The sequence below is a fragment of the Novosphingobium sp. THN1 genome, from assembly GCF_003454795.1.
Lineage (GTDB): Bacteria > Pseudomonadota > Alphaproteobacteria > Sphingomonadales > Sphingomonadaceae > Novosphingobium.
Genome location: NZ_CP028347.1, coordinates 2,465,433 through 2,489,320, shown reverse-complemented (window position 1 = coordinate 2,489,320; position 23,888 = coordinate 2,465,433). Strand labels below are relative to the sequence as shown.

The 23,888-nt window shown below is 62.7% G+C and carries 21 protein-coding genes and 3 pseudogenes; 4 read left to right on the top strand and 20 right to left on the bottom strand.

The genetic code is table 11. The features are described 5' to 3' along the window. Positions 1-141: 141 nt before the first annotated feature. Positions 142-2,652, bottom strand: coding sequence for a TonB-dependent receptor domain-containing protein (locus C7W88_RS12290; RefSeq protein WP_118073748.1), 2,511 nt, complete (start codon positions 2,650-2,652; stop codon positions 142-144). 224 nt (positions 2,653-2,876) lie between these two features. Here C7W88_RS12290 and C7W88_RS12285 point away from each other — a divergent pair, with 224 nt between their 5' ends. Continuing rightward, positions 2,877-3,938 carry a LacI family DNA-binding transcriptional regulator gene (locus tag C7W88_RS12285; RefSeq protein WP_118073747.1) on the top strand — a complete coding sequence of 354 codons (1,062 nt, stop codon included), beginning with the start codon at positions 2,877-2,879 and terminating at the stop codon, positions 3,936-3,938. Between the two features lie 4 nt (positions 3,939-3,942). Here the strand turns inward: C7W88_RS12285 and C7W88_RS12280 are convergent, their stop codons facing one another. From C7W88_RS12280 to C7W88_RS12200, 19 genes and pseudogenes are all read right to left on the bottom strand, one after another. Beyond that, positions 3,943-5,076, bottom strand: a complete 1,134-nt coding sequence (locus C7W88_RS12280) for a glycoside hydrolase family 68 protein (RefSeq protein WP_118073746.1) — start codon at positions 5,074-5,076, stop codon at positions 3,943-3,945. Between the two features lie 23 nt (positions 5,077-5,099). Then, a complete protein-coding gene (locus C7W88_RS12275) occupies positions 5,100-6,551 on the bottom strand; it encodes an alpha-galactosidase (protein ID WP_162896027.1) in 1,452 nt (483 codons plus the stop codon). Next, the gene (locus C7W88_RS12270) at positions 6,461-7,198 is read right to left on the bottom strand and encodes a glycoside hydrolase family 36 N-terminal domain-containing protein (RefSeq protein ID WP_118073744.1); all 738 of its coding nucleotides are present in this window, start codon (positions 7,196-7,198) and stop codon (positions 6,461-6,463) included. Before C7W88_RS12270 ends, C7W88_RS12275 begins: the two co-directional genes overlap by 91 nt. Then, a complete protein-coding gene (locus tag C7W88_RS12265) occupies positions 7,198-8,520 on the bottom strand; it encodes an MFS transporter (protein WP_240344626.1) in 1,323 nt (440 codons plus the stop codon). Before C7W88_RS12265 ends, C7W88_RS12270 begins: the two co-directional genes overlap by 1 nt. Positions 8,521-8,702: 182 nt before the next feature. Then, positions 8,703-9,545 (bottom strand): SDR family NAD(P)-dependent oxidoreductase, encoded by an 843-nt coding sequence (locus C7W88_RS12260; RefSeq protein ID WP_162896026.1) that lies wholly within the window; start codon positions 9,543-9,545, stop codon positions 8,703-8,705. A gap of 24 nt (positions 9,546-9,569) precedes the next feature. After that, positions 9,570-10,019, bottom strand: coding sequence for a zinc-binding dehydrogenase (locus C7W88_RS23730; RefSeq protein WP_240344624.1), 450 nt, complete (start codon positions 10,017-10,019; stop codon positions 9,570-9,572). Between the two features lie 236 nt (positions 10,020-10,255). Then, positions 10,256-10,447, bottom strand: a pseudogene (locus C7W88_RS23725) (alcohol dehydrogenase catalytic domain-containing protein); the annotation flags it as partial. Positions 10,448-10,586: 139 nt separating this feature from the next. Next, the gene (locus tag C7W88_RS12250) at positions 10,587-11,426 is read right to left on the bottom strand and encodes an SDR family NAD(P)-dependent oxidoreductase (RefSeq protein WP_118073741.1); all 840 of its coding nucleotides are present in this window, start codon (positions 11,424-11,426) and stop codon (positions 10,587-10,589) included. Continuing rightward, on the bottom strand, positions 11,404-12,429 hold the full coding sequence (locus C7W88_RS12245) for an aromatic ring-hydroxylating dioxygenase subunit alpha (RefSeq protein ID WP_118073740.1): 1,026 nt from the start codon (positions 12,427-12,429) through the stop codon (positions 11,404-11,406). Before C7W88_RS12245 ends, C7W88_RS12250 begins: the two co-directional genes overlap by 23 nt. Before the next feature lie 84 nt (positions 12,430-12,513). Next, positions 12,514-13,047 carry a 2,4'-dihydroxyacetophenone dioxygenase family protein gene (locus C7W88_RS12240; protein ID WP_118073739.1) on the bottom strand — a complete coding sequence of 178 codons (534 nt, stop codon included), beginning with the start codon at positions 13,045-13,047 and terminating at the stop codon, positions 12,514-12,516. A 7-nt stretch (positions 13,048-13,054) separates the two neighbouring features. Then, positions 13,055-13,600 (bottom strand): 2,4'-dihydroxyacetophenone dioxygenase family protein, encoded by a 546-nt coding sequence (locus tag C7W88_RS12235; protein WP_118073738.1) that lies wholly within the window; start codon positions 13,598-13,600, stop codon positions 13,055-13,057. 13 nt (positions 13,601-13,613) lie between these two features. After that, positions 13,614-14,147, bottom strand: coding sequence for a 2,4'-dihydroxyacetophenone dioxygenase family protein (locus C7W88_RS12230; protein ID WP_118073737.1), 534 nt, complete (start codon positions 14,145-14,147; stop codon positions 13,614-13,616). Positions 14,148-14,222: 75 nt separating this feature from the next. Then, a pseudogene (locus C7W88_RS12225) lies at positions 14,223-16,779 on the bottom strand (TonB-dependent receptor). Between the two features lie 149 nt (positions 16,780-16,928). Next, entirely contained in the window at positions 16,929-17,870 is a 942-nt protein-coding gene (locus C7W88_RS12220; protein WP_118073736.1) for a helix-turn-helix domain-containing protein, read from the bottom strand. A gap of 17 nt (positions 17,871-17,887) precedes the next feature. Beyond that, complete coding sequence (locus C7W88_RS12215; protein ID WP_118073735.1) at positions 17,888-19,147, bottom strand: MFS transporter; 1,260 nt, start codon at positions 19,145-19,147, stop codon at positions 17,888-17,890. A 117-nt stretch (positions 19,148-19,264) separates the two neighbouring features. Further along, a complete protein-coding gene (locus tag C7W88_RS12210) occupies positions 19,265-19,801 on the bottom strand; it encodes a VOC family protein (protein WP_240344622.1) in 537 nt (178 codons plus the stop codon). Positions 19,802-19,864: 63 nt separating this feature from the next. After that, entirely contained in the window at positions 19,865-20,056 is a 192-nt protein-coding gene (locus C7W88_RS23720; protein ID WP_240344618.1) for a zinc-binding dehydrogenase, read from the bottom strand. After that, complete coding sequence (locus C7W88_RS12205) at positions 20,056-20,877, bottom strand: NAD(P)-dependent alcohol dehydrogenase (protein WP_240344617.1); 822 nt, start codon at positions 20,875-20,877, stop codon at positions 20,056-20,058. Before C7W88_RS12205 ends, C7W88_RS23720 begins: the two co-directional genes overlap by 1 nt. A gap of 85 nt (positions 20,878-20,962) precedes the next feature. Next, positions 20,963-21,763: an IclR family transcriptional regulator C-terminal domain-containing protein gene (locus C7W88_RS12200; protein WP_118073733.1), complete on the bottom strand. Its 801-nt coding sequence runs from the start codon at positions 21,761-21,763 to the stop codon at positions 20,963-20,965. 115 nt (positions 21,764-21,878) lie between these two features. On the opposite strand from C7W88_RS12200, the gene C7W88_RS12195 reads away from it, so the two are divergent. The 3 genes and pseudogenes from C7W88_RS12195 to C7W88_RS24795 all read left to right on the top strand — a co-directional run. Beyond that, the gene (locus C7W88_RS12195) at positions 21,879-23,096 is read left to right on the top strand and encodes a Tm-1-like ATP-binding domain-containing protein (RefSeq protein WP_118074752.1); all 1,218 of its coding nucleotides are present in this window, start codon (positions 21,879-21,881) and stop codon (positions 23,094-23,096) included. Between the two features lie 7 nt (positions 23,097-23,103). Beyond that, a complete protein-coding gene (locus C7W88_RS12190; protein WP_118073732.1) occupies positions 23,104-23,550 on the top strand; it encodes an acetyl-CoA carboxylase biotin carboxyl carrier protein subunit in 447 nt (148 codons plus the stop codon). A gap of 1 nt (position 23,551) precedes the next feature. Then, positions 23,552-23,818, top strand: a pseudogene (locus C7W88_RS24795) (biotin carboxylase N-terminal domain-containing protein); the annotation flags it as partial. Positions 23,819-23,888 lie beyond the last annotated feature (70 nt).

Here is a 23,888-nt window from a genome sequence, read left to right as displayed (position 1 = left end):
GCCTCTCGTTGGCGTCCCTTCTTTCCTATCGCTCTTGCGGCGATATTGGAACGGAAGGGCGGAACGCGAATTGCGCCCCGCCCCTCCCTCATGCGACCCGAAGTGGCTGGGAAGCGCGATACGCGCGCTCCCCCGCCAGCATCAGAAGTTGTAGCGGACCGAAGCCGAGACCGTACGGCCCAGTGCCGGAGCGCCACCGATGACGACCGGGTTGGTGGTCGGATCAGCAATGCCGCCGTTGCCGCGCAGGTCGAAGGTATCGAACACGTTGTAGACCTGCAGGCCGAGTTCGAGATCCTTCATCGGATAGACGCGCAGCGACGGGTTGAAGATCGCCTTGCCCGGATATTCGAACCCGCCATCGTCGATCGCGCTGGTCTGCCCGGTCATGGCAATACCGACAGTGGCAATATCGCCGATGTCGTAGTTGGCCGATGCCGTGTAGATCAGGTCAGGCAGGTTCGGCGAACGCGTGTAGGACGTGGCGCCCGCCGACTGCCGCTTGGCCTTCGAGTACGTGGCGTTGCCGACGAAGCTGAAGCCACCATTGCGATAAGTTGCGAAGAGTTCCGCACCGGTGGACTTGAACTTGGCGTCGATGACGCAACCGCCCGAACCGCCGGGGCAGCGCGTGGCCGAAAGCTCATAGGTCGATTGCTTGAAGTTGCCCTTGAGCAGCGTCATTTCCATCGTGAACTGCCCACCGAGCAGATCGCCACGGCTCTTGATGCCCAGTTCGTGCTGCGTGACGAAGTCAACCGAAGGCGTCACGCCATCTGCCGAGCAGCCATTCTTGCCGATGTCGCTCGCACGGCACAGAGCACCGTCGTTGCGGATCTTGCCGCCTAGGGTCTGGCGGTCGCTGTTGAAGCGGCCACCGCGAGAAGTGCGGGCAAAGATCGTCACGTTCGGCGTGACCTTGAACAGGCCGCCCACGGTCCACGAGGTGTAACTGCGGGTGTAGTTCAGGTTCTCGCGAACGCCATTCGCGGTGATCGCAGGGATGGTCACGCCGTTGCTGTTGATCGGGAACTCGGCCCCGCCGCCGATGGCATAGCCGGTCGACTTGATGCGCTCGAAGCGGACCGAACCGTCGAGCCCGAACTGATCGTGGTCGAAATCGAGCGAGAGGTACGGAGCCGTGTTTGCATACGACAGGTCGTAATCGCGAGCGCAGCATTCGCCCCAGTTGTTGTTATAGCCCGACGTACCGGCCTGGGTCAGCTTGTTGCCCGCGCTGTCGAACAGGTCGAGCTGCGAGGGGTTGTCACCGTTCAGTTCGCGCAGCGACTTGTTGACGTGCCAGTCCATCGCGATCTTCTGGTTCATGTAGAACAGACCGGCGCGGGTGGTCAGCTTGCCCGAGGCGACGTCGAACTTGCCAGCCAGGGTCAGGTCATTTGCAAAGCTGCCAATGTCGCGGATGTTGGTGCGGACGTTGACGTTGTTGTCGAGATAGCGGTCGGTAAACAGCTGCCCGGCCTTGGGTCCGCTGGCATAACGGATCGCAGCAACGGTGCTGCCGTTGACGGTCGAACCGAGCACCGACGAGGTGAGCGCAGTGTTGAGGAACGGCGAGGCAAACGCACCACTCATGTTGGTGTAGCGCATGTTGTTGTCGACAGTGATGCCGCCGTCGAAGTCGTAGTGGAACTGGCCACCGAAGGACTGCGCCTTGGTGGTGATCCCGTCCATCTTCACGCGCTCGAGGTTGCCCTCGCGATTGTAGATCAGGAAGTCCTGATTGTAGATCGAGTAGTTCGAGGAATCCCGACCATCAAAGCCCGGATAGGGGCGGATGTTCGTTACCTTCTTGCCGGTGATCGTGGCAAGTGCGGGTGCACCGGTGTAGTTCGGCTCCTGCGTATCGGCCACCTTGAAGTTCAGACGGAAATAGCCGCGGCCCTCGTTGAATTCCTTCGTCAGGTTGCCCTTGATCTGGAACGAGTCAGACACGGTATAGTCAGCCTTCAGCGGACCGCGGCCGTTCTTTACGTAACCACCAATGTGGAAGTACATCGTGTCGTTGATCGGACCGCCATAACGGAAGTCGGCGCGGGTTTCGTCGTAGCCGAGGCCGCGATTGATCGAGACGAAGCCGCCTTCCTGCTTGCCGGTGTGGCTGATGTAGTTGATGACCGCGCCCGGTGCCTGCGAAGCAAAGGTGCCGGCCGAACCACCGCGCACACCTTCGATATTCTGCACCGACCCATCGAAGCGGGTCCAGTAGTCGTTGTTGCCGAACTGGATGTCGCCGAACAGCACGGTCGGAAGACCATCCTCCTGGATCTGCACGAACGGCGAACCGCCAGTGGCGACCGGAAGACCACGCACAGCAATGTTCGAGTTACCGCCTGGGCCGGCGGTACCGGCAACCTGGATACCCGGGATGGCGCGGAACACTTCGGCTTCCGAAGTCGGACGGATGGCCTGAATGGTCTCCGACGAAATCGAGCTGACCGACACTGCACTGTTGAGCTGGGTCTTGTCGCGACCCGAAGCAGTCACGACGATTGCATCGAGACCGGTTGTCTCCGGTGCGGCTTCGGCGCTGTCAGCCTGCGCAGCGTCCTGTGCGAATGCGGGCATGGCCGTCATCGCGCTGCAGAGCGCGACAAGCGAGGCACAGCCGTAGAGGGGTGTAAGCTTCATATTTCCTCCCACCAAGATGCTCCTGCAGCGTCTGCAGGAATCAGTCACCCTCTCCCTAAGACCGACTACAATCGTTTGCAACACGAAATAGCAATCGATTGCATACTTGCAGAAACTTGTGCTCAATACGCCACACCATGCCCATCCTCACCGATCTCCAAGCCACCTAAATCATTGACACGCGCGCCGATAACATCGCATCAATCTCGCGAGGGGCGTTGCGCATGACCGCGCGCAGAAGCGCTTGTGCAGGACATGCAAACTACATGGACGATGTGAAAAAACCCGGCAAGATCAGGAACATTGCAGAGCTTGCGCGGATAGCAGGCGTCTCTGCCGGAACCGTTTCCCGCGCCTTGGCCGACAAGTCACTCGTCAACAAGGAGACGCGTGAGCGTATTCAGGCACTGGCGCGCGAGCACGGCTTTCGTCCGAACCAGATGGCGCGGCGGCTCCGAACGCAGCAAACCGGAGTGATCGGCGTGGTCATTCCGCTCGGTCACGAGCGGCGGCAGCACATTTCCGACCCATTCTTCATGACCCTGTTCGGCTACCTGGCCGATGAACTTACCGAAAGCGGCCATGACCTCATGCTGTCGCGCGTCATACCCGGTGACGACGAATGGCTGGACCGGATCGTCGATTCCGGCATGCTTGATGGCGCGCTGGTCATTGGGCAGTCCAACCAATTCGACGTGATCGAGCGCGTCGCGCAACACTACCGCCCTCTCGTTGTATGGGGCAGCCATCGTGAGGGACAGGCGCAATGCACAGTGGGCGTCGATAACGCGGCTGGCGGCGCGCTTGCGGCACGGAGATTGCTGGCGCGTGGGGCCAAGCGCCTGGCCTTTTTCGGCGATCCCAACGGTCCCGAGATCGCGGAACGCCAGCGCGGCGTGGAGCAGGAAGTCGCCAAGGCGCTCGACGCATCCCTGGTGTGCTTCCCCACCCATCTCGCCAGCGAGGAAATGGCAGCGCAGATCGCAAGCCACCTTGCCGACCTCGACGGTGCTGTGGATGGGATCGTGTGTGCGTCCGATATCATCGCGATGACGACGATCCGCTTGCTGCACGAACATGGAATCTCCGTGCCTGATCAGGTTGCCGTGACCGGCTTTGACGATCTGCCCATTGCCACGCGCATGGTGCCACAGTTGACAACCGTGCGGCAGGACATTGCTGCGGGCGCTCGCGCCATGGTCGATGCCCTGCGCCGACGCATCGCCGGGGAAGACGCGCCCTCCACCATCATGCAGCCAGAGCTGATCCAGCGCGAAAGCGCCTGACGTTTCAGGCGACGGTCACGCTGTCGCCATCGAACCGCAGCTGGAAACGGGGCGCTGGCGTTCCGCCGAAGTTGCTGCGCAGCAACTCGGGGTTCGTGGCGATGGTGCGGCCTTCCATGCCCCAGTAGTCCACGAAGCTCCACACCACGCCCTCGCCGGTAACCCACCAGCTGTAGGACTGCTTCGCCTCCGCGTCGGGGTTGGCGGCAACCAGACTGGTGCCATTGATCGGCCGCCATGGCCCAGCCATGCTGTCGGCAACCATTCCATAAAGGCCGTTCGGTCCCGCCACTGCCTCGGGCGCGAAAGTATGCGTCTGGGTCGACCAGAAGAGATAGTATCGCCCGTCGCGAGCGATCACATGCGGTCTTTCGAGTTCGTTGTTCACGCCAACTGCATCGATCAGCGGATCACCGAGAATCCACCTACCCTCCTGCAACGTCGCGATCCCGATGTTCCCGTTGAAGGGGTGATCTGACCACGCCGCGCTGCCGGTGAACAGAATATGCGCCCTGCCCGTGGCCGGGTCGCGCAACCAGGCAGGGTCGCGGAAGCCCTTGATCTGGCCGGGTGCCCCCCTGTCCTGCCGGTCGAGCACATAACGGACCCCGTCGGCCACGACGATCTCGCGCGGCTCGCGCCATGATCCGGGGCCATCGGCGTTGAGCGTGCCCTCGCTTACGAACAGGCGCTGTTCGAAAGTTTCCTGTGGATCCCCGCGGCGGCCGGCGGCGGTAAAGAAGTGTTGTACGGTCTGCCCGTCGTCCATCAAAACGGCTGAGCCCGCCCACTCGCGGCTTCCCGGAGTGAAGCCGTCCGGAAAGGCATTTCCGTGATCGGTCCAGCCATCGTTACCGAATGAAATCAGACGGATACGCGCGTGGCCGTGGCGCTCGACCGGGTCAGCAAAGACCGGAGACGACAAGAAAAACCACCAGTTCCGGCCGTTGTGCTCAGCCGTTCGTCCGTCCTCATGTGCGAGCGGCCAGCAGTCCCACAGGTCGAGGTGATCGAACAGGCGGACGACATCGGATTTGCCGATCAGCGGAATCCGGGGCGGATTGCCGTAACCAGATGGCGCCCAGCGGCTTGCACCAAAGGCAGCATCAGTCTGAACCGGAACGGAAATTTGGGACATTGCAAGCTTTCTCGAAAAGAACTTCAGGCGCGTTTGCGCATGTGAAAGATGGACACGGTCTCTGCCTTTGACGGGGGCAAGGGCAGGCCGGCGTTGCTGAGCCAGCTGGCTGGCAGGCTCTGGGGCGTTGACTTCGTGGCTTTGAAGAACGGTGCGCTGTGAGCCGCATGGCCACCCTCGCCACCGGCAATGCGGAGCAGCCGAACGCCCCAAGCCCCTGATTTTCCGCAAAAAGGCAGGGTAACCGGCTGAGGTCGGCGATCCGCTGGCGGCTCTGCGCGGATAACGAACAGGAGGAGTTCGTCCTCGCGGCCTTGCGCCTGCCAGAGGACTCCGTCTGAGCTCTCGCCCTGCCAGACGCGGCCTTGGTGGAGCAAGTCACGCCATTGTTTGTGAAAGGAAATCCAGTCCGCCAGTTCGGCGCGTTCGGTGTCGGAAAGGGTGCGCGGGTCCATTTCGACGCCGAGGTGGCCGGTCATTGCCATTGCGGCACGAAAGGCAAGCGAGTGACGACGACCGGTGGCGTGCGCCGGGCTCGCGGCGATGTGCGATCCCATTACTTCGGGCGGTAAAAACGAGAGAAATCCGCGCTGTATGCCGATCCGACTGACGGCATCGATGTTGTCGCTGGTCCAGTAGCGGTGGCAGAAGTCGGCCATTCCGGCATCATTTCGGCCACCACCGCCGGCGCAGGACTCTACCTCAACTCCCGGGTGCGAAGAGCGAACTCTCGCGAGCAGAGCATAGACTCCACGAAGCTGAGCGGCACCACCGGCAGGCGCAAGATCGCGGTTGTGATCCCACTTGAGGTAGGTGATCGGAAGCTCGGTCAACAGCCTATCGAGACACCCGAAAAGATAGTCGCGAACGTCCTCGCGTCGCAGATCCAACACCAATTGATTGCGCGCAGTTGGACTTGCCCTTCCCGGCAGCGACAATGCCCAGTCGGGATGTGCGCGGTAGAGGTCGCTGTCGGGATTGATCATCTCCGGCTCAACCCAGAGCCCGAATTCCATGCCCAAAGCATTTACCCGGTCAGCCAGCGGCTTGAGACCGTTCGGATATTTGCGCGGATCGGGCGTCCAGTCACCGAGGCCGGCGGTGTCGTCGTCGCGATTGCGGAACCAGCCATCGTCGAGGATGAAGCGTTCCACGCCGACCGATGCAGCCGCTTCGGCGAGAGCGACGATGCGCTCTTCGTCGTGATCGAAGTAGCAGGCTTCCCAGGAATTGAGGTGAACAGGGCGCGGCCGCATCGCGCCGTCCGGCCACTGCAGCCGAGCGCGCACCGCCTCGTGGAATGCCGATGCTGCACCGTTTCGCCCGGTGGTGGAAACTGCGAAGATGGCATCGGGCGCTGTCCAGTTCTCGCCCGGCGCAAGGGTTACTTCCCCGGCTGGAGCAAGGCGCCGGCGCTGAGGGTCCAGAAGCCCTCGTCGTCGCGCTCTATGGCGATGCGATTGTCGCCGGACCATGGCAGTTGCAGCGCGCGGACGGTGCCGGTGTGGAGTGTGGCGCCCTCGTCCAGAACGTAGACCCCGCCCGGACCGCCGTGCCCCGAGATACCGCGACGGACCTCGCGTGCCCAAGTCTGCTGCGGCATGGCTTCGCGGCACTCGACCAATTCCGCATTGTGGCGGCCGCGCCAGGACAGGATCTCGCGGGCAGTGGCAGTGAGTGGAAGCAGCGCGCTGGCCAGCCATTCCACGGTGAAAGGTTCAGCGCCAGCGTTGTGAAGGCTGTTGCGGCATACGTATGCTGTGCCGGCGACCTCGAAAACCTGCCTCAGTTCGACACCGGCAATTTCGTCGCGGTGCCGCAGCGTGACCGCGTTCTGGCTTTCCGCGATTTCACAGGAGGTAAATGCCACTGGTAGCGCACTGCCATTCCGGCTGATCCGCAGCAGTTCCGGCCCAAACCAACCCAAGCCAGAGACTGGTGCTACGCTTAGCGGCACGTCCTCGTCGAGCGAGTAGGATGCAGGGCCGCGGGTTTCGGCCAGCAGCGGCAGGCTATCGACCGCTACCGTGGGGCCAAAGTGGCGCCATACAGGAGACCCGCCGTCTGGCGCGTCCCAGACCAGCGAGCCGTCGCCCGCATTCAGGACAATCGGGCGCGTCATCAGGCTGCTGCTGCTGGCTGCGGCATCGCGCTGACCCGGCCTTCGCGGACCCACAGCACCGAGAGTCCCGCCAGCGCCAGCGACACACCGCAGAACATCAGCATGTTTCGCGGATCGCCGCCGAGCGCGAGCTTGTAGGCATCGAAGCCGATGGACACGAAGCCGAGGTCGAGCCTGCTCATCACCACCGCAAACAGCAGCATCGGGATGACGATCATCATGTTGAATATACCCATGTAGACGCCGGTGCGCTGCGGCGGGATCGAGTTGGTGAGGATCGCATAAGGGTTGCCCATGATGCTGCCCCACGCCAGCCCGATGCCGATTGCCGGCAGGAACAGCAGGGCCTTGTCCGTGACGTTGGGCAGGAGGAACATCCCCACGCCGCCAACGAACAAACAGAGCGCGTGAAGCGGCCCCGGCCCGATCCGCTTGACCAGCGGCACCATTGCGAAAGCGGTGACGAACGAGATGGCGTTATAGAACGCCGCAACTTCGCCGTTGGTCAGGACTGCCGTGTGAAACGCGCTGCTATGGACATCGGCGGTGCCATAGACCGTGCGGCTGATCGAATAGACGGCGTATGTCCAGTAGCCGGACATTCCGACCCATTGAAACAGGCTCATCAGCCCGAGCTTGCGCATGGCCACCGGCATGTCGGCAATCGCCTCGCCGATTTCGCGCAGGGTGGCCCAGGCGCCCTTGGGCTGCGCCTTGATGTGGGCCACTTCCTCGGCAGTCAGGGGCAGTTCGGGAACACGGAGAACCGACCACAGGATGGTGGTCAGTGACAGCACAGCGCCGATCATGAAGACGATGCGCACGGTGTAGGGAATGCCGTGGCTGTCGACCCAGTCCTGATTCATGCCGAAGCCGACGAGGAGCGACGGCGTGAGGAAAGCCAGCATCTGGGCGAGACCGGTAAATGCACTCTGCGAAAGGAAGCCGGCCTGGCGCTGATCCGGGTTCAGGCGATCAGAGACATAGGCGCGATAGGGCTCCATCGTGATGTTGTTGCCGGCATCGAGGATCCACAGCAGCGACATCGCCATGAGGATCGAACTGGAAAGCGGCATGAAGAACAGGCCAAGGCAGCAGAGCACGGCGCCGATCAGGAAGTACGGGGTGCGACGGCCCCACTTGCTGGCTGTGCGATCGCTCATCGCGCCGATGATAGGCTGCACCAGGAGGCCGGTAATCGGGCCCGCGAGTTGGAGCATAGGTAGCTGGGATTCGTCAGCGCCGAGGTAGCTGTAGATCGGGCCCATGTTGCCCTGCTGCAGGCCGAAACTGAACTGCAGGCCAAGGAAGCCGAGATTCATTTCCAATATCCGCGCCAGTGGCAGATGCGGCCTGCGGATACTGTTTCCTTCGTGCATGCGCGAACTCTCCCGTCGGGTTCACGGACCCGTTGGAACAACCATGTCACATGCGCAGAGCAAAAACAACAATCGATTGCAATGTGGGCTTGCCGAATGTCGCCACCGGGGAAATTGTGATTAAATCAGAACTGGAGGGCGCTTTCGGGCGTGGCCGCCAACACGGCCTCGGCGCGCTCGCGCATCCGATTTGCGAACTGGCCATGGGTGACGATGTAAAGATCGTTCGCGAGTATGGCATCCGCGACCATTTCGCCAACGAGATCAGGGTCCATCCAGTCGCTGCCGACGACGCGCTCTGCCAAGGCCTGTTCGGATGCAGCGAAACCGCTGCCCTCACGCAGATGCGCTGGCCGATTTCGAGCCGCCTCGTGAATGTTGGAGCGCACGAAGCCCGGACAGAGGACGCTGCTGCCGATGCCCTTGGCGGCAAGATCGGCCCGCATGTTTTCGGACAGATTCAGCACGGCCGCCTTGCTGGCGGCGTAGATCGCAAGGTGCCCCGGCATTACAACCGTTGCCGCGAGCGAGGCAGTGTTGACGACATGGCCGCCGCGCCCATGCGCGATCATCTGCGGCAGGACCGCCTGCAAGCCGTTGACCACGCCGCCGAGATTGACGCCAAGGCCGAAGTCCCAATCAGCATGAGTTGCCTCGAGCACCGGCCCTTCTACCCCGACACCAGCGTTGTTCACCAGAATGTCCACGCCGCCCAGTTCGTCGTCGAGACGCCGTGCTGCTTCGGCGTAAGCCTGGCGGTCGGTAACGTCGAGTTCCATGGCGATCACGCTTTCGCCGAGACCTTCGGACGCCAGTACCCTGAGGGCCTTACCGATGTGATCTGGCCGCAAATCGGCGATTATGATGAATGCGTCGCGTTTGGCGAGAGCCTTGGCAATCCCGAGGCCTATGCCGGAAGCCCCGCCCGTGATGAAGGCATTGCGGCCGGCAAGGGATGTGATTGCCATCGTCATAATCTCCTGCCCGACGCCTTATTCGCCGGGACTTATCAGCACCTTGCACTGATGCGTGCGCTTGCGCAGGCTTTCGAACACGTCGGGCGTTGCATCCAGCGAAATCGTGTCGGTCACCAGCAGGCGCGGTTCGGCGGCGCCGCGATCAAGCGCATCGAGCGCAGCTTCGTATTCCTGCCGCGTGAAGAAGGCGGACGTCACCAGCTTCACCTGCTTCGACAGCATGGCGAAGCTGTTGAAGCTGTCGGGACGGGTGCAGAGCCCGAGCAACGTGATCGTGCCATCGTTGCGGACCTGATCAACCGCCTGGGCGATCAGGCCGGGCATGCCGACGCATTCGAACACGACATCAGCCTTGCCACCCAGCGCCTTCTCAGCGCTACCGACGGGGTCGGCGGGATCGACGACGAAATCGTGTGCGCCCATCTGTAGCGCCCGATCGCGCTGCCATTCGGCAAGGTCCTGCACGACCACGCGCCCTGCCCGAACCGCCGTGCCCAGAAGGCGACAGCGAGGCCAATGGGGCCAGCACCGAGGACCAAAACACGGTCACCGATCTTCATTCGGCTGAGCGCGACGCCATGAAGCGCGACGGCCAGCGGTTCGACAATCGCGCCATCGGCGAGGCTGGCGCTGGATGGAAGGCGCATGCACTGGTTCGGGCGAGTCAGGGCGTATTCGGCATAGCCGCCGCCCTGAAGCCCGAATTTCTCGCACCACTGGACTTTTCCAGCGCGGCAGGCGTGACACTGGCCACAGCTTTGCAGCGGGATGACCGAGACGAGATCGCCGGTCCGCAGGCCTTCCACGCCCTTGCCGAGAGCAACGACTTCGCCCGCGAATTCATGGCCGAGCACGGAACCGGCGCCCTGGCCGTAAGCCGGGTCCTCGGTCATGTGCAGATCCGAACCGCAGATGCCGCAGCGGCCGACCTTGACCACGACATCGCCCTCCCCCGGCGTGGGATCGGCGATGGTCTCGATTGCCAGGGGCTTGTGCAGCCCCTGCATCACGGCGGCGCGCATGGCGGTGTCCTTACTTGTACTTGCCGAGCATCATGCCGCCGTCGATCACCACGTGGCTGCCAGTCATGTAGTCCGACGCATCCGAGGCGAGCAGCAGCGCAAGCGGCTTGAGCTGGTCAGTCTCGGCAACGGAGCCGAGCGGGACGATGGCGTCCCACGCGGCGCGGGCAACAGGATCCTTCTTGAGCCAGCCACCACCGATGTTGGTGACGAAGGGGCCGGGGGCGATGGCGTTGATGCGAATCTTGAATTCGGCGAGTTCGAGGCCGAGGGCGCGCACCATGTGCAGCACGCCAGCCTTGGCGGGCATATAGGGCAGGCCGACGATCGGTTCGGTGACGAGGCCGGCATTGGAGGCGGTGGTGATGATCGAACCTCCGGTACGACCGTTGGCGCGGCCTTCCTTCTTCATGATCCGCACGGCATTGCTGACGGTGTAGAATACGCCGTTGAGGTTGATCTGGATCGAACGGTCCCAACGGTTATGGTCGTAAGTGTCGACCTGTCCGTCCTCGTTGCGGTGCCCTGCAGGATTCCAGAAGCCGGCACCCGTATCGATGCCGGCATTGGCGAAGCAGATGTCGAGACCGCCATAGGCGCGGTCGTGGGCGTCGAAGGCAGCGACGACATCGTCCCAGCTGGACACATCGAGCCGGTCGGCGCGGACCTCATAGCCTTCGGCGCGCAGGCGGGCGGCTTCGCGGGCGGCACCATCGGCGTCTATGTCGGTCAGGGTGACGGCAGCGCCGGCTTCAGCCATGGCTTCGGCATAGGCGAGGCCGATGCCCGATGCGGCGCCGGTGACGAGCGCTGAGCGGCCCTTGATGTCAAACCTGTCGAGCGTTCCCATTGGCATCCTCTTGTCTTGATTGTTGTTCGCGATCGATCAGGCGCTGCAGCATGCGGCGGGCGCGGACGCCGCCGCCGTCGCCATTGAGGATCAGCGGGCGCAGATCCCAGAAGTCTGCCCCGCGCATGAGGCGGTGGCTGTCGCGAATGATCGGCATGTCTTCCTGCTCGAACGCGAATTCGAGCGCGCCACGCATGGCGGCGGTGAACTCGGCATCGCCCAGCTTGTAGTCGCGGGCGGTTGCCCAGAAGTAGTGCGTGGTGTCGGGCGTCTCGGGCGTGAAAGCATGGAGCGACGGCAGCAGCGTGCATTGCTCGCGCGGGGTGCCGGGATCTCCGGCGCGGAAGTCAAAGTAGAGCACGGCGGGCGCGTGCCATTGGACGAGGCCGTAGAAATCCTGCCTGCGTCCTTCGGTGCCCATGACCGCGGCAATGCCGACCGAGAGATGGTCGTTCAGGCGGACGTATTCGGCGAAGACACTATTGCCATCCTGCCAGAACTTGCGCTCGCCCTCGGTGAAAGCGCTGGCGACAAGTGCGGGATGGACGAAGTTGGCGTGGCTGAGATCGAGGATGTTGTCGCTGTAGAGCTCGTAGTGCCCCTCGGCGACGGTTGCGCCGCGTACGGCCTCCCACCTCGGGTCCGAGAGCCATGAGAAGTCCGGGATCAGCGACGCGTCGGCCTTGGCCGTATCACCCATCCAGATCCACAGCAGGGCATGGCGCTCGACCAGCGGGTAAACCTGCAGGTTTGCGTCGGGCAGCTGGCCGCCGGGGTGCGGATTGTGGACGCAATGGCCCGCACCGTTGAAGCGCAGGCCGTGGTAGGGACACATCAGCGCGCCATCGACCACCGTGCCATGACCGAGCGGCGCAAAGCGATGCGGGCAGCGACCGGTGATCGCGTGCGCTACCCCATCCGCGTCACGAAACAGGGCGACCGGTTCCTCGAGGAACGTGCGCTGCTTCGGTTCTGCACCCAGATCGCTCGCCCAGCCAGCCACATACCACGTGTTGCGGAGGTACGTCCCCGTGGCTCCTGCCCGAGCCGTGGAACCGGTGCCCTCTCCTCGCCCACTATCGCCGCGTCAGAGATAGAGGGCGGGGTTGATCGCGATATCGTGCTCGCGGCAGTAGCTTTCGTAGTGGTTCATGAACCACCACACGTCGAGCGTCTCGACGTGGTTGCCCTGCTCGTCGAAGAACTCGTTCGCGCCCTGCATGTGGAACAGCGCCTTCATGCCATTCGGGTCGTCGGTCACGAGGGTGTGTGCCGTGCCGGGCGTTTCGGTGATGAAATCGCCGGGGCGGCAAACCCAGTCGTATTCGAGGTAACGGAAAGAGCCTTCAAGGCCGATCGCCCAGACCTTGCCGCGATGCTTGTGCGTGCCGATGACGCCCGGCCCCTTGATCCACAGCACATTGACGTAGACATTCTCGCGCACGTCGAAGGCAAGGTGACGGATCGCGGCGTTGTCGCCGAACGGAACCCACGGGCTTTCGACTTCGGACGAGCCGACATAGGTGCCTTCGACGCCCTTGGCGCGGATCAGGTCGCCATAAAGTTCGGGGACATTGACGATCTTGTATGCGCCGGAGGGGGGCGCAGTCATGGTGCCCATGGCGTCCTCAGAGATAGAGCTTGGGGTTGATGGCGATGCCGTTCTCGCGGCAGTAGGTCTCGTAGTGGTTGATGAACCACCAGACGTCGGTGGTGTCGACCAGCACGGCGTTCTCGTCGTAGAATTCGATCGGGCCCTGCATCCATCCGAACAGCTTGCAGCCTTCCGGATGGTCGGTGACGAGCGTGTGGCTCTCGCCCGGCGTTTCGAGGATCAGGCCGCCGGGGGTGGCAACCCAATCGTACTCGAGGTAGCGGACGCTGCCTTCGAGGCAGACCATGGTGATGGTGCCGCGGTGGAAGTGGGTGCCGATAACCCCCGGCCCCTTCACCCACAGGATGTTCGAGAACAGGTTCTGACGCACGTCGAATGCGAGGTGCTTGATCGCGGCGTTGTCACCGAACGGCACCCAAGGGCTGTCGACGTCGGTCTGCGCGTCGATGTAACGACCGCCGGGGCTGAGGCGCTGGACCAGCTCCTTGTGTGCGAAAGGAACGTCGACAATCTCAGCCTTGTCCGAGGGCGGCGCGGTCATCACGGTGGCGGTGCTCATAATGCAGGTCCTCTCAACGGATCAGCGTGTCAACGTAGTCGGCACCGATGCCGACCTTTTCGTAGTGTTCGCGCGCTGCCTTCATGTAATCGAACACGTCGTAGTGGCCGACAGTGTTGCCCTCTTCATCGAGCCACATCAGCGGGCCGGAGACGACGAAGAAGACCTTCATCGGGTCCTCGTGCTCATAGCAGACCAGGGTATGGCTCTCGCCCGGGGTTTCATAGACGAAGTCCCCAGCCGTGGCGGTCCAGCTGTGCTCGAGGTAGGCCCACTTGCCGCTGATGGTGTAGGCCCAGATCGGGTGCGGGTGATAGTGGCGGTTCACGAGACCCGCCTGCTTGCTCATCAGGACATCCGCCCACATGTTCTTGGCCGGGCTGATCCAGACGGGCTTGGAAAATACCGTTTCGGAGATCGGCACCCAGTAGCGTTCGTCGCCCTCGGCAATCTTGGGCATGTAGACTTCCGGCAGGCCGCCTTCGCGGAAGACCTTGTCGACCGGCTTGATGTCCTTCCAGAATTCCGTGTGCGCCGCTTCAGGCATATGCTCTCTCCGTAAGGATCAACGCGGGCGAAGCCGAAGGGGTGACGACCCCGCCCGCGCAAATCGTTCAGTTTATCAGAACTCGAAGCCGAGCCTGACGTACCATTCGGCCGGACGGCTGTAAGTGCCGTAGATCTGGCCGCCCGCGATCTGTGCCTGACCGGTCACGAGATAGCGTTCGTTGGTGATGTTGGTGCCGCCGACCGTGAGGTTCCACTGGTTTTCCGGCGCCTGGTACTGCAGGCTGGCGTTCACGATGTCGGTCGTCGGACGCAGCAGCAGGATCGTGCCCTCGGTGTCGTTGCGCATGCCGGTGGTGTGGGTCCAGTCAGCCAGCGCGACGATCTTGCCATCGCCAACGGCCATCTCGAAGCGGGGCGCGACGTTGAACTTCCACGAAGGTGCCTTGGGCAGGTCCGATCCCTTCTGTACGCCGAGCTGGAACGGATTCGGTGCAACCTGCGCCGGAGCGAGCACGTTCGTGTAGTAGGCATCGAGATGACCTGCCGACGCAGTGATGGTGAAACCATCGGCAGGGGCTGCAACCATTTCGATTTCGAAACCCTTGATGCGAGCATCGCCGGCGTTCTGGATGGTTGGCGAGACGCCCTGCTGGAAGTTCAGCTGGATGCCCTTGTACTTCGTGGTGAACACTGCCGCATTCAGTTGCAACCTGCGATCCAGCAGCGTCGACTTCACGCCGGCTTCGAAGGTCTCGGCGATTTCTTCGCCAAAGGTCGGAGCGACCGGAAGCGGATTGGACAGACGGGTTGTCCAGCCACCAGTCTTGTACCCGCGCGAGAACGAGCCATAGGCCATCACGTCTTCGGTCGGATGCAGTTGAAGGCCGAGCTTGTAGGAGAAGTCGTCAAACGTCTGCTTGTTTGGCGCAGTCGGATAGTAGCGGAAGGGCTGCGACGGGATCGGGAAGCCGACAGCCGTGGCGCAGGCCGCGGTTGGATTGCCGGTTGCGGGATCGGTGGCAAGGCAGTTGAACAGCTTGTAGTTGAAGCCGTTCACGTCAGCCTGCGCGCCGTCGTACTGCTTGTTCTCCTTGGTGTAGCGGGCACCAACCGAGATGCCGATCAGGTCGCTGACACGCCAGTCGATCTGGCCGAAGCCGGCGTAGGCTTCTGTATCTACCTTGCCGGGACCATCAACCTGCAGCAAGCCGGCCGAGAAGGTCACGAAGTCGCGCAGATCACCCTTTTCCTTGAAGCCATAGCCGCCGAGCACGAAGTTCAGCGCCCCGTCCATCGCCGAACCGGTCAGCTGGACTTCCTGGCTGAACTGGTACTGATCGACGATGAAGCTGGTCTGCAGCATCGGCAGCGGGGAGTTGTCGAGGTCGACACCTGCCTTGAAATCGACTTCGCGATACGAAGTGATCGACTTGAGCATGACGTTGTCGGACAGGTCATACTCAAGGTTGAGGCCAAGGCCCCACTGCTTCAGCTTCGAGAAGTTGTTGCCGTTGGCGTAAGTGGTGTCCTTGTCGGTGTTCACCCAGCGGCCGTCGTAGGGCAGCAGATTGTTGAACGGATCGCCGTCGACATTGCGGCTGGCGAGACCGGGATGGTATTGTAGCCACTGACGCTGGAACGCGGGCCACAAAGAGCGGTGGCGTTGCGTGCTGCGATCTGAGCTGCAGTGGCGCCGATGCAGAAATTGTAGAGGCCAGCAAACAGGAAGCCCGAGCTGCCCGTCACGACGTCAAGTGCGGTGCCGGGGATGTTGTTGGCAGCAACACCTGCGAACGGTCCGGGAATCGGCGTGACGGCCAGGACGGTGTTCGCAGTCGAGTCCTGATCGATGTTGGTGTAGTCACCGCTCAGTGTTGCGCGGAAGCTGGTGCCATTGTCCCAGCGCAGCTTGCCGCGCAGGTTCCACGAATTGTCGCCGCCTTGCCGGCTGCGGGTTTCATAGCCCGAGGCAGGGAACTGCGTGAAGCTGTCGTTCGCGCCGGCATTGGGATAGGGGATGCGCTTCTGGAACCCATCGCGCTTGTGAATGCCGAATGCGACCGAGGAGCTGAGACCTTCAGTCAGCGGAATGTCGACAAGGCCACGGGCCTGAACGCGATTGAAGCGGCCGACGGTCACGTCGCCCTTGACGTGGAATTCCTTGCCCGGCGTGTGCGTCACGATCGAGATCGCGCCGCCGATGGTATTACGGCCGAACAGAGTGCCCTGCGGTCCCTTGAGGACCTCGATCCGTTCGACGTCGAGCAGGTCCTGGTTGGCACCAATGGAGCGGCCAAGATAGACGCCATCGAGATAGACACCGACGGCAGGGTCGATGTTGAACGCGAAGTCGGACGAGCCGATGCCACGGATCGTCGCACCCAGCACGGCACTCGAACCAGAGAACGGGGTTGATGCGTCAAGGGTGACGTTGGGGTGATGCCGGAAAGCGCCGAAACGTCGCCCACTGCGCGTTCCTGGAGCGCGCCAGCGGTAAATGCAGTGATTGCGATTGGCACGTCTTGGACGTTTTCCGCGCGCTTCTGTGCGGTCACCACGATCTGTGCGATGCCGCCGGTGTTTTCTTCGGCCTGAGCCTGATCCTGCGCAAACGCTGGCGCGGCAAGAGCCGCGGCCATGGCTGCAATGGAAACCGATGCTATTCTCATGGTTTTCCTCTCCCTGTTTTTTCGGAGCGGGGCCCCTGCCCCGGAATCTCGCCAGCTTGATAGGCACTGGCGAAAATGGTCGCTTGCACTCACGCGCAAGCTGATAAGGACTGCTGCGCAAAAATCATGCTGGGCAGCATTCCGTTACGTCATGCGGGCGTCTTTCTGCCCATCCGCCAGTCGCGCGGAGCTGCGCCGAACTGCTGACGGAAGCAGCGCGTGAAGTAGGCGCTGTCGTTGAAACCCAGCTCGAATGCGATCTCGGTAATGCTGGCATCGGGCCTTGCCATCAGCCTGTCGGCCGCGCGGCGCAGGCGCTGATCGAGAATGTACGCCGTTGGCGTGGTCCCCATCGCCGCGAAGATGTTCTGCACCGTACGAACCGATACACTGCAGGCATCTGCCACGGATGTTGTGCGCAAGGCCGGGTCCTCAAGGTTGGCTGCAACCATGGCCAACACGCGACGGCGCAGATCGGCCTCGCCTGCGTCGGTCGATGGACGCTGCGCTCCACGCATGGCCATGGCGGCAAGGTCATAGAATACGGCGTTGACGCCGATTTCCCATTCCGGATCCTCTGCGGCGCGCTCGCCCTGCTGCCACAATGACAACAGGAAATCGTGGAACACGCGCCCGCCAGGTGTCGCGCCGCACATGCGCTGCATCAGCGCATCGTCGATCCCCGAAAAGCGCTCGGCCAAAGGCGCTCGCGGGAACTCGACCACGAGCAGTTCGTGGCCGGTGAGACGGATCGAATAGGGCTGATGAGGACTTGCCAGAACGAAGTCACCCGGCAGGAGCGTGCATTCCTGGCGCCCCTGCGTGTGCTCGCTGTTGCCGCGGCATTGCAGGTGGAGGATCAGGCGCTCGTCATCCTGCGGCAGAGGATTGCGACCTACTGCCGAATGGGAAGAATCCGTGCGGATCATGTCGAGTTCACCGACGCGCCACGACAGCATCTTCCCCGCGAAGTCTTCTCCGGGCACGTTGACGAATGTGCCGGTGAAGGCCCGATCCGCAATCTCGTTCCAATATCGCGCCCGATCAGGTGGAGCGACGTCGGCCGTGTGAAACTTGAGAAGCGCACCCATGGTTCTTCTCCGTTGTGTCAGGCGATCGAGGGGATCGCGTTGCCAGAGCGCCGCGCAACAACGCGCGGAGCGGATTCGATAAGTCCAAGTGTCAGGAAACCTGCCAGCACGGTGCAGCCGAGCATCAGCCACAGCGGTGCGGCAAGGCCGTAAGCGTCAGCCAGCGTCCCGGCGAGGAATGGCGACAGAACCCCGCCAAGGACTTCGCCGGTGCCCATCACGACGCCGGTCAGCGTCGCAGTCAGACGAGGGTCGACCGACTCCGAAGGGATCGTGGCCATGAACATCGGGAACAGCCCGTTGAGGCCCCAGCCGAAAAAGAAAATCGCGGCGAGAACCCAGGCCGAGCCTTCGTAATACAGGCCGCCCAGAGGCAGGATCACGCCGAGGAACGAGAAAAAGATCATCACCGGGCGGCGGCCAATAACGTCGGAGATTGCCGGTACGGCAAAGCTGCCCAGGCCCGCCGAAATACCCAGCGTTGCCATCAGCCAGCTCATTGTGTCGGGATCAAACCCGCACGCCTTCGTCAGGAAAAGCGGCATGAAGGCCCAACATACGACCAGGTAGGAAACCAGCAGGATCGAGATCAGGGCGCAAAGGATGACATTGCGGTGCCCGAACGCTTCACCCAGCGTGACTTTGGGTGCAGCGTCATCATGCGCCTCAACCGGCGGCTCGCGCAGCGTGAACCAGATGAGGGCCGCGGTGACGAGTCCGGGCAATGCTGCCAGGTAAAAACCCGTCCTCCACCCTACGGCAACGGCTACGGGCACCAGCAGCAAGGGCGCAAGACCGGAGCCAAGAAGATTGGACCCCAGATTCTGCGCGACCCCCATGGCGAGGCCGCGGCGTTCAGGCGCGACCTCGGCGACGATCATCGAATGGCTGACCGGCATGACCCCGCCCTCGGCAGCACCCATCAGGAGGCGCGCGCCAAGGAGCATCAGGAATGAAGATGCAGCACCCGAGATGAATGAGCACAGGCAAAAGGCGATGGTGGCGATGACCACCACTGGTTTGCGGGAACCCAGCTTGTCCGAGATGCGCCCGACTAGCAGGCCCGACAGCGCCCATGTGAGCGACAGGGCGGAGCTGAACATGCCGACTTGCGTATTGCTCAATTGCAGGTCCGGCTGGACGAACGGCATCAGGAAGTTGAGCGCATTGCGGTCAAAGAAGAGGATGCCGAAATTGAGGCTGAGGAGCGCGGTAACCCACACTTGGTAGCCGCTGCTTCTGGCCTTTCCGGCATTCATCTTCGCAGTCGCCAACATTTACCTCTCCCATCTTCCACTTGCCGATCCCATGCCGACATTGTTCTCATTCTAGGTCGCTATCGTTGCCCTCTCTTGGATTGCCGCGCAGCCCGACCGGGACCAGAGCGCACGGGGTCAGATAAATGGTCGTACAGGGTCGGCGCCGTCCCATCCTTGCGATGCCTGCCACATCGCCGTGAAGTGCGCGTCCATTCCTGGTGTTGCAGGGATAAGTTCCAGAAACCCCGGGGCCGCAGCAGTCCCGCCTTCGAGATAGGCGACGCTCCCTCCGGTAGGCACCGCGGCTTTGAACGCGAGCCTGTAGCCCCGTGAGAGGTATGCCGGCAGCTCCACCTCAACATCTTCACAAGCGATGCCAAAGTGATGGAATCCGTACCCGCGCTTCTCGATCGTTTCGCGATAGACCGAAGGATTGCCGTCAAGAGGCTGGATCAGTTCGACCTGCATGTGGCCGATAAAGCCCATCGCAATCATGACATCGGCAGTCGATGGCGCGCCACGGTAGAACTGGTCAGGACCGAGGAAATGGTCGAGCAGGAAGAACGGCCCAGCGGCGCAATCCTTCTGGAAGTGCGCGATGGATGCGTGAACGTCCTCGACCACAAACGCAGTCTGCATGACGCCACCGAACGGCTGGCCGAAGCCGAGCATTCTTGCCATTTCTGTCCTCTCCGCACGCCCCGCCTCTAGCGGACGGAAGCGCGCCAAATTCTGCTAGAGCGTTATCGCAACCTTGCCGAACAGGCCGGCTGATGACTGGTACGCGTAAGCGTCGCGGGCGTTCTCGAGCGGGAAAGCCTTATCTAGCACTGGCTTGATCCCGTGCTGGTCGATGAAAGCATTGAGCCGCTGGGCCATGCCCTTCGATCCGACGAAGATGCCGCGGATCGATGCGCCCTTGAACATCAAGCCGTGGGGTTGGTGTCACCCTCGCGCGTCAAAACGCCGATCAGGGCGATTTCGCCCGCAAATCCGACGGCGGCAATGGATTGCTTGAGCGTCCCTGCGCCGCCAACCTCGACGACCTTGTCAACGCCGCCACCAGCTAGCCGGGCCGCCTCTGCACCCCACTCAGGCGTGATGCGGTAATTGATCACGTGATCGGCGCCGAGCGCTTTCGCCCGCTCGAGCTTTTCATCCGACGACGACGTGGCAATGACGGTGGCGCCCGCAGCCTTGGCAATCTGCAGCGCGAGCAGCGACACGCCCCCAGTGCCGAGAACCAGGACAGTGTCTCCCGCCTTTACCGGGCGCGGCCCTTCCATAAGGGCGTTCCACGCTGTGACACCGGCGCAGGGCAGACAGGCGGCGTGCGTAAGATCCAGAGTCTCGGCCAGCGGGACTACGCCATGCTCAGGCAAAACAACATATTCCTGCAGCATGCCCGGCGCGGGCGGCGCGCCAAGGGCGACGCCCATGCCGGGGTTGGGCGGACCGTCCATCCAGTTCTGGAAGAAGATGCCGGCCACGCGGTCACCCACCTTGAGCGAGGAAACGCCCTCGCCCACTGCAGCAATCTCCCCCGCACCATCGGACAGCGGCACGGTGTCCTGCTGCACCACGCCGCCCATATAAAACCCGAGCGGAATGATCTGGTCGCGGTAGTTCAGCGAGCACGCACGAACGCGCACCAACACTTCGCCCGGACCCGGCTGCGGAATGTCGGTCTCGTCCAGTCGCAAATCATCGAGCGACGTCGAGCCTGCGGCAATCACCCACTGGCGCATCGGCATTTTCTCCCTGTGGAAGGATCATCACCGATTCAGCGGCACAAATTAATCAGTTGGACAAACCGATTTCACCTGATGAAACCTAATTGGGGTTCGCTTCGAGTGCAGCGGCAATGGCACGCGCCGTAGCCTTCAGTGCTTCGAGATGACGCTGGACAACCGCTTCGTCCGCACCGCGACGTCCCGGCCACGTGACATTGATTGTCGCGATGGGCGATCCGCCGACCAAGATCGGCACCGCCATCGAGCGGCGGCCGTCGCGCAAGACCAGCTGCTTGGAGCGATCCGGCCATGGCAGCAGAGGATCACGAGTTGCATAACCGCGCTGCCTGACCTGTTGCAGCATTTGCCGCAGTTCGGCCTCGCTGCCTTCCGGCGGATTGGCGGGCCGCAGGCGGTCGATGATCGAATCCCGCTCGGCGTCGCCACAGGCTGCGAGATAGGCACGGCCTGTTGCCGTATGGATGTAGGACAGCTTGACCCCGACCGGACCGAGGATGGCGGAGTCGAGCCGGAACAGCGGACTGTTGGTCTCAAGAATTTCCATGTGATCGAGTCGCGGCGCTGCCAGCACCGACGGCCATGCCACTTTCGTGGACAACGCCTTCATGTACGGCGAGGCAATTTCAGCAATGTGGGCGGAGGAGGTGAACGACGCGCGCTCGATCCGGTCCACATGCGGGAGGTACGCGCCATCGGCAAGACGCTGCCACACAAGTCCCTTCTGCCCCAACGTTACCAGCATTCGCAGCAAAGTCGCCTTGGGCAGACCTGTGGCCTGATGCAGCTCGTGCAAGCTTGCCGCCTTGCGCGTCTGCACTTCGATCAGCACGTCCAGCCCACGCTCCAACGCGCGCACGGTCTTGACCCTGCGTTCCAGCATCCATCCTGCTCCGGCAAATTCTGCGTTTCACCTTATGCAACGCAAAATCACGAAACCCCCGTGCAAAGTCAACCGCACTGTCGCAGCAATAGGCGACGGAGAGGAAAACCAGACGATGACGAAGCCAAGCGTTCTGTTCATCTGCACGCAGGATACCAAGGAAGAGGAAGCCCGCTTCACCCGGGCCGCGCTGGAGGCGGCGGGCGTTGACGTGGTCCACCTCGATCCCAGCGTCCGCCGCACTGTCGGCGGCGCCGAAATCTCGCCCGAGATGGTTGCGGAGGCAGCCGGCATGACCATTGAGCAGGTCCGAGCGCTTGGCCATGAAGGCAAGTGCCAGAATGCAATGATCGGTGGCGCAATTGCAGCGGCCCATGCGTGGGACGCCAAGTCGCCCGTCTCGGGAATTCTGGCAGTTGGCGGCTCGATGGGCTCGGCGCTTGCCGGGGCGCTGATGCAGAGCTTCCCCTACGGCCTGCCCAAGCTAATCGTTTCGACCATGGCTTCGGGTTTCACCAAGCCGTACATGGGCGTGAAGGACATCGCGATGATGAACGCGGTGACCGACATATCGGGCATCAACACCATCAGCCGGGACGTTTTTCGCAACGCCGCCAACGCTGTTGCCGGCATGGCCAAAGGTCATGATCGCGACAAGGGCCCGGAAAAGCCGCTGGTCCTGATCACCACTCTGGGCACCACCGAAGTCAGCGTGAAGCGCATCCGCCAGGCCCTGGAGAGCGATGGATGCGAAGTCATGGTGTTCCACTCCTCCGGCGCGGGCGGGCCGACGCTGGATGGCCTCGCCACCGACAAGGACGTGGCGCTTGTCCTCGACCTTTCGCAGACCGAGATCCTCGATCATCTTTTCGGCGGGCTGGCAGACTCCGGCCCCGATCGCGGCCGCGCAGCGCTGCGCAAGGGCATCCCGACGATCCTGGCACCGGGTAATGCTGACTTCATCATCGGCGGACCGATCGATGCGGCAGAGGTGCAGTTCCCCGGCCGCCGCTACCATCAGCACAACCCGCAGCTTACTGCAGTGCGAACCAAGGTGGACGATCTCAAGAAGCTGGCCGATCACCTTGCCGCCAACGTGCGCGAAGCCAAGGGCCCGGTGCGGGTATTCACTCCGCTCAAGGGCTTTTCCAGCCACGATAGCGACGCCGGGCACCTGCAGGACCTCAGCGTGCCCGGCCCCTTCGCCGAATACCTTGCGCAGGTCATGCCCGACCATGTGCCTGTCACGGCGATCGATTCCCATTTCAACGACGAAGCCTTCTCAAGCGCGGTGATCGCCGCGGCGCGAGAATTGCTGGCCGCAAAGAACTGATCCGAAGATGACCGACGACATTCCCCTGACTCACGAAGACATCGCCGAGATCGCCGCGATCCTGGAGAAGTCCGGCTACCGCGAACTCGATCTTTCGACGCGCCGTTTTCGCCTGCGCGTGGCCAAGGGCGCCGACGCACAGGGTGGTGTGATACAGGAATGGCAATGGGCTGGATCGGCGCCGGAAGTCTCAGCCGAGGCAAGCGCGACAGCGGTTGACCCCAACGCAATCTGCTCGCCCCTGCCCGGCACATTCTATCACGCCCCCCAACCCGGCGCGCCGCCCTTCGTCCAACCGGGAGATGAAGTCGGCCCGGAGACGGTAATCGGCATCGTCGAGACGATGAAGCTGATGAACCCGGTGCACGCCGGCCGCAGCGGCATCATCGCCGAGATCCTTGCTGCGAATGGGACCTTGGTCGCCAAGGGCGAAGCCTTGGTGCGGCTGACCTGACATGATCCGCAAGCTGTTCATCGCCAACCGCGGGGAAATTGCGCTCCGCGTCATCCGCACCGCGCGCGCCATGGGGATCGAGACCGTCCTCGGTGCTTCAGAAGCCGACGCTGCATCGCTTCCGGCGCAGCTTGCGGACCATGTCGCAATCGTCGGCCCCGGGCCATCGTCGCAGGGCTACCTGGCCATCGACCGCGTGGTCGATGCGATGGTGAAGTCAGGCTGCGATGCGGTGCATCCGGGGTACGGCTTCCTGTCAGAGAACGCCGCGTTCGCTCGCGCTGTGAAGGCGGCGGGCATCTGCTTCGTCGGGCCTGACATCAAGACGCTCGAAGGCA

What these genes read in the sequence shown, in the direction of transcription:
- C7W88_RS12280 (WP_118073746.1), bottom strand. Translation starts at nt 5,076, where the DNA reads ATGTCCCAAATTTCCGTTCCGGTTCAGACTGATGCTGCCTTTGGTGCA.
- C7W88_RS12290 (WP_118073748.1), bottom strand. Translation starts at nt 2,652, where the DNA reads ATGAAGCTTACACCCCTCTACGGCTGTGCCTCGCTTGTCGCGCTCTGC.
- C7W88_RS12210 (WP_240344622.1), bottom strand. Translation starts at nt 19,801, where the DNA reads ATGCTCGGCTTCGGCCAGCCGTTCGGTGGCGTCATGCAGACTGCGTTT.
- C7W88_RS12270 (WP_118073744.1), bottom strand. Translation starts at nt 7,198, where the DNA reads ATGACGCGCCCGATTGTCCTGAATGCGGGCGACGGCTCGCTGGTCTGG.
- C7W88_RS23720 (WP_240344618.1), bottom strand. Translation starts at nt 20,056, where the DNA reads ATGTTCAAGGGCGCATCGATCCGCGGCATCTTCGTCGGATCGAAGGGC.
- C7W88_RS12285 (WP_118073747.1), top strand. Translation starts at nt 2,877, where the DNA reads ATGACCGCGCGCAGAAGCGCTTGTGCAGGACATGCAAACTACATGGAC.
- C7W88_RS12265 (WP_240344626.1), bottom strand. Translation starts at nt 8,520, where the DNA reads ATGAATCTCGGCTTCCTTGGCCTGCAGTTCAGTTTCGGCCTGCAGCAG.
- C7W88_RS12260 (WP_162896026.1), bottom strand. Translation starts at nt 9,545, where the DNA reads ATGGCAATCACATCCCTTGCCGGCCGCAATGCCTTCATCACGGGCGGG.
- C7W88_RS12240 (WP_118073739.1), bottom strand. Translation starts at nt 13,047, where the DNA reads ATGGGCACCATGACTGCGCCCCCCTCCGGCGCATACAAGATCGTCAAT.
- C7W88_RS12205 (WP_240344617.1), bottom strand. Translation starts at nt 20,877, where the DNA reads ATGCGCCAGTGGGTGATTGCCGCAGGCTCGACGTCGCTCGATGATTTG.
- C7W88_RS12220 (WP_118073736.1), bottom strand. Translation starts at nt 17,870, where the DNA reads ATGGGTGCGCTTCTCAAGTTTCACACGGCCGACGTCGCTCCACCTGAT.
- C7W88_RS12235 (WP_118073738.1), bottom strand. Translation starts at nt 13,600, where the DNA reads ATGAGCACCGCCACCGTGATGACCGCGCCGCCCTCGGACAAGGCTGAG.
- C7W88_RS12250 (WP_118073741.1), bottom strand. Translation starts at nt 11,426, where the DNA reads ATGGGAACGCTCGACAGGTTTGACATCAAGGGCCGCTCAGCGCTCGTC.
- C7W88_RS12215 (WP_118073735.1), bottom strand. Translation starts at nt 19,147, where the DNA reads ATGTTGGCGACTGCGAAGATGAATGCCGGAAAGGCCAGAAGCAGCGGC.
- C7W88_RS12195 (WP_118074752.1), top strand. Translation starts at nt 21,879, where the DNA reads ATGACGAAGCCAAGCGTTCTGTTCATCTGCACGCAGGATACCAAGGAA.
- C7W88_RS12275 (WP_162896027.1), bottom strand. Translation starts at nt 6,551, where the DNA reads ATGGTCCGGCGACAATCGCATCGCCATAGAGCGCGACGACGAGGGCTT.
- C7W88_RS12190 (WP_118073732.1), top strand. Translation starts at nt 23,104, where the DNA reads ATGACCGACGACATTCCCCTGACTCACGAAGACATCGCCGAGATCGCC.
- C7W88_RS12230 (WP_118073737.1), bottom strand. Translation starts at nt 14,147, where the DNA reads ATGCCTGAAGCGGCGCACACGGAATTCTGGAAGGACATCAAGCCGGTC.
- C7W88_RS12200 (WP_118073733.1), bottom strand. Translation starts at nt 21,763, where the DNA reads ATGCTGGAACGCAGGGTCAAGACCGTGCGCGCGTTGGAGCGTGGGCTG.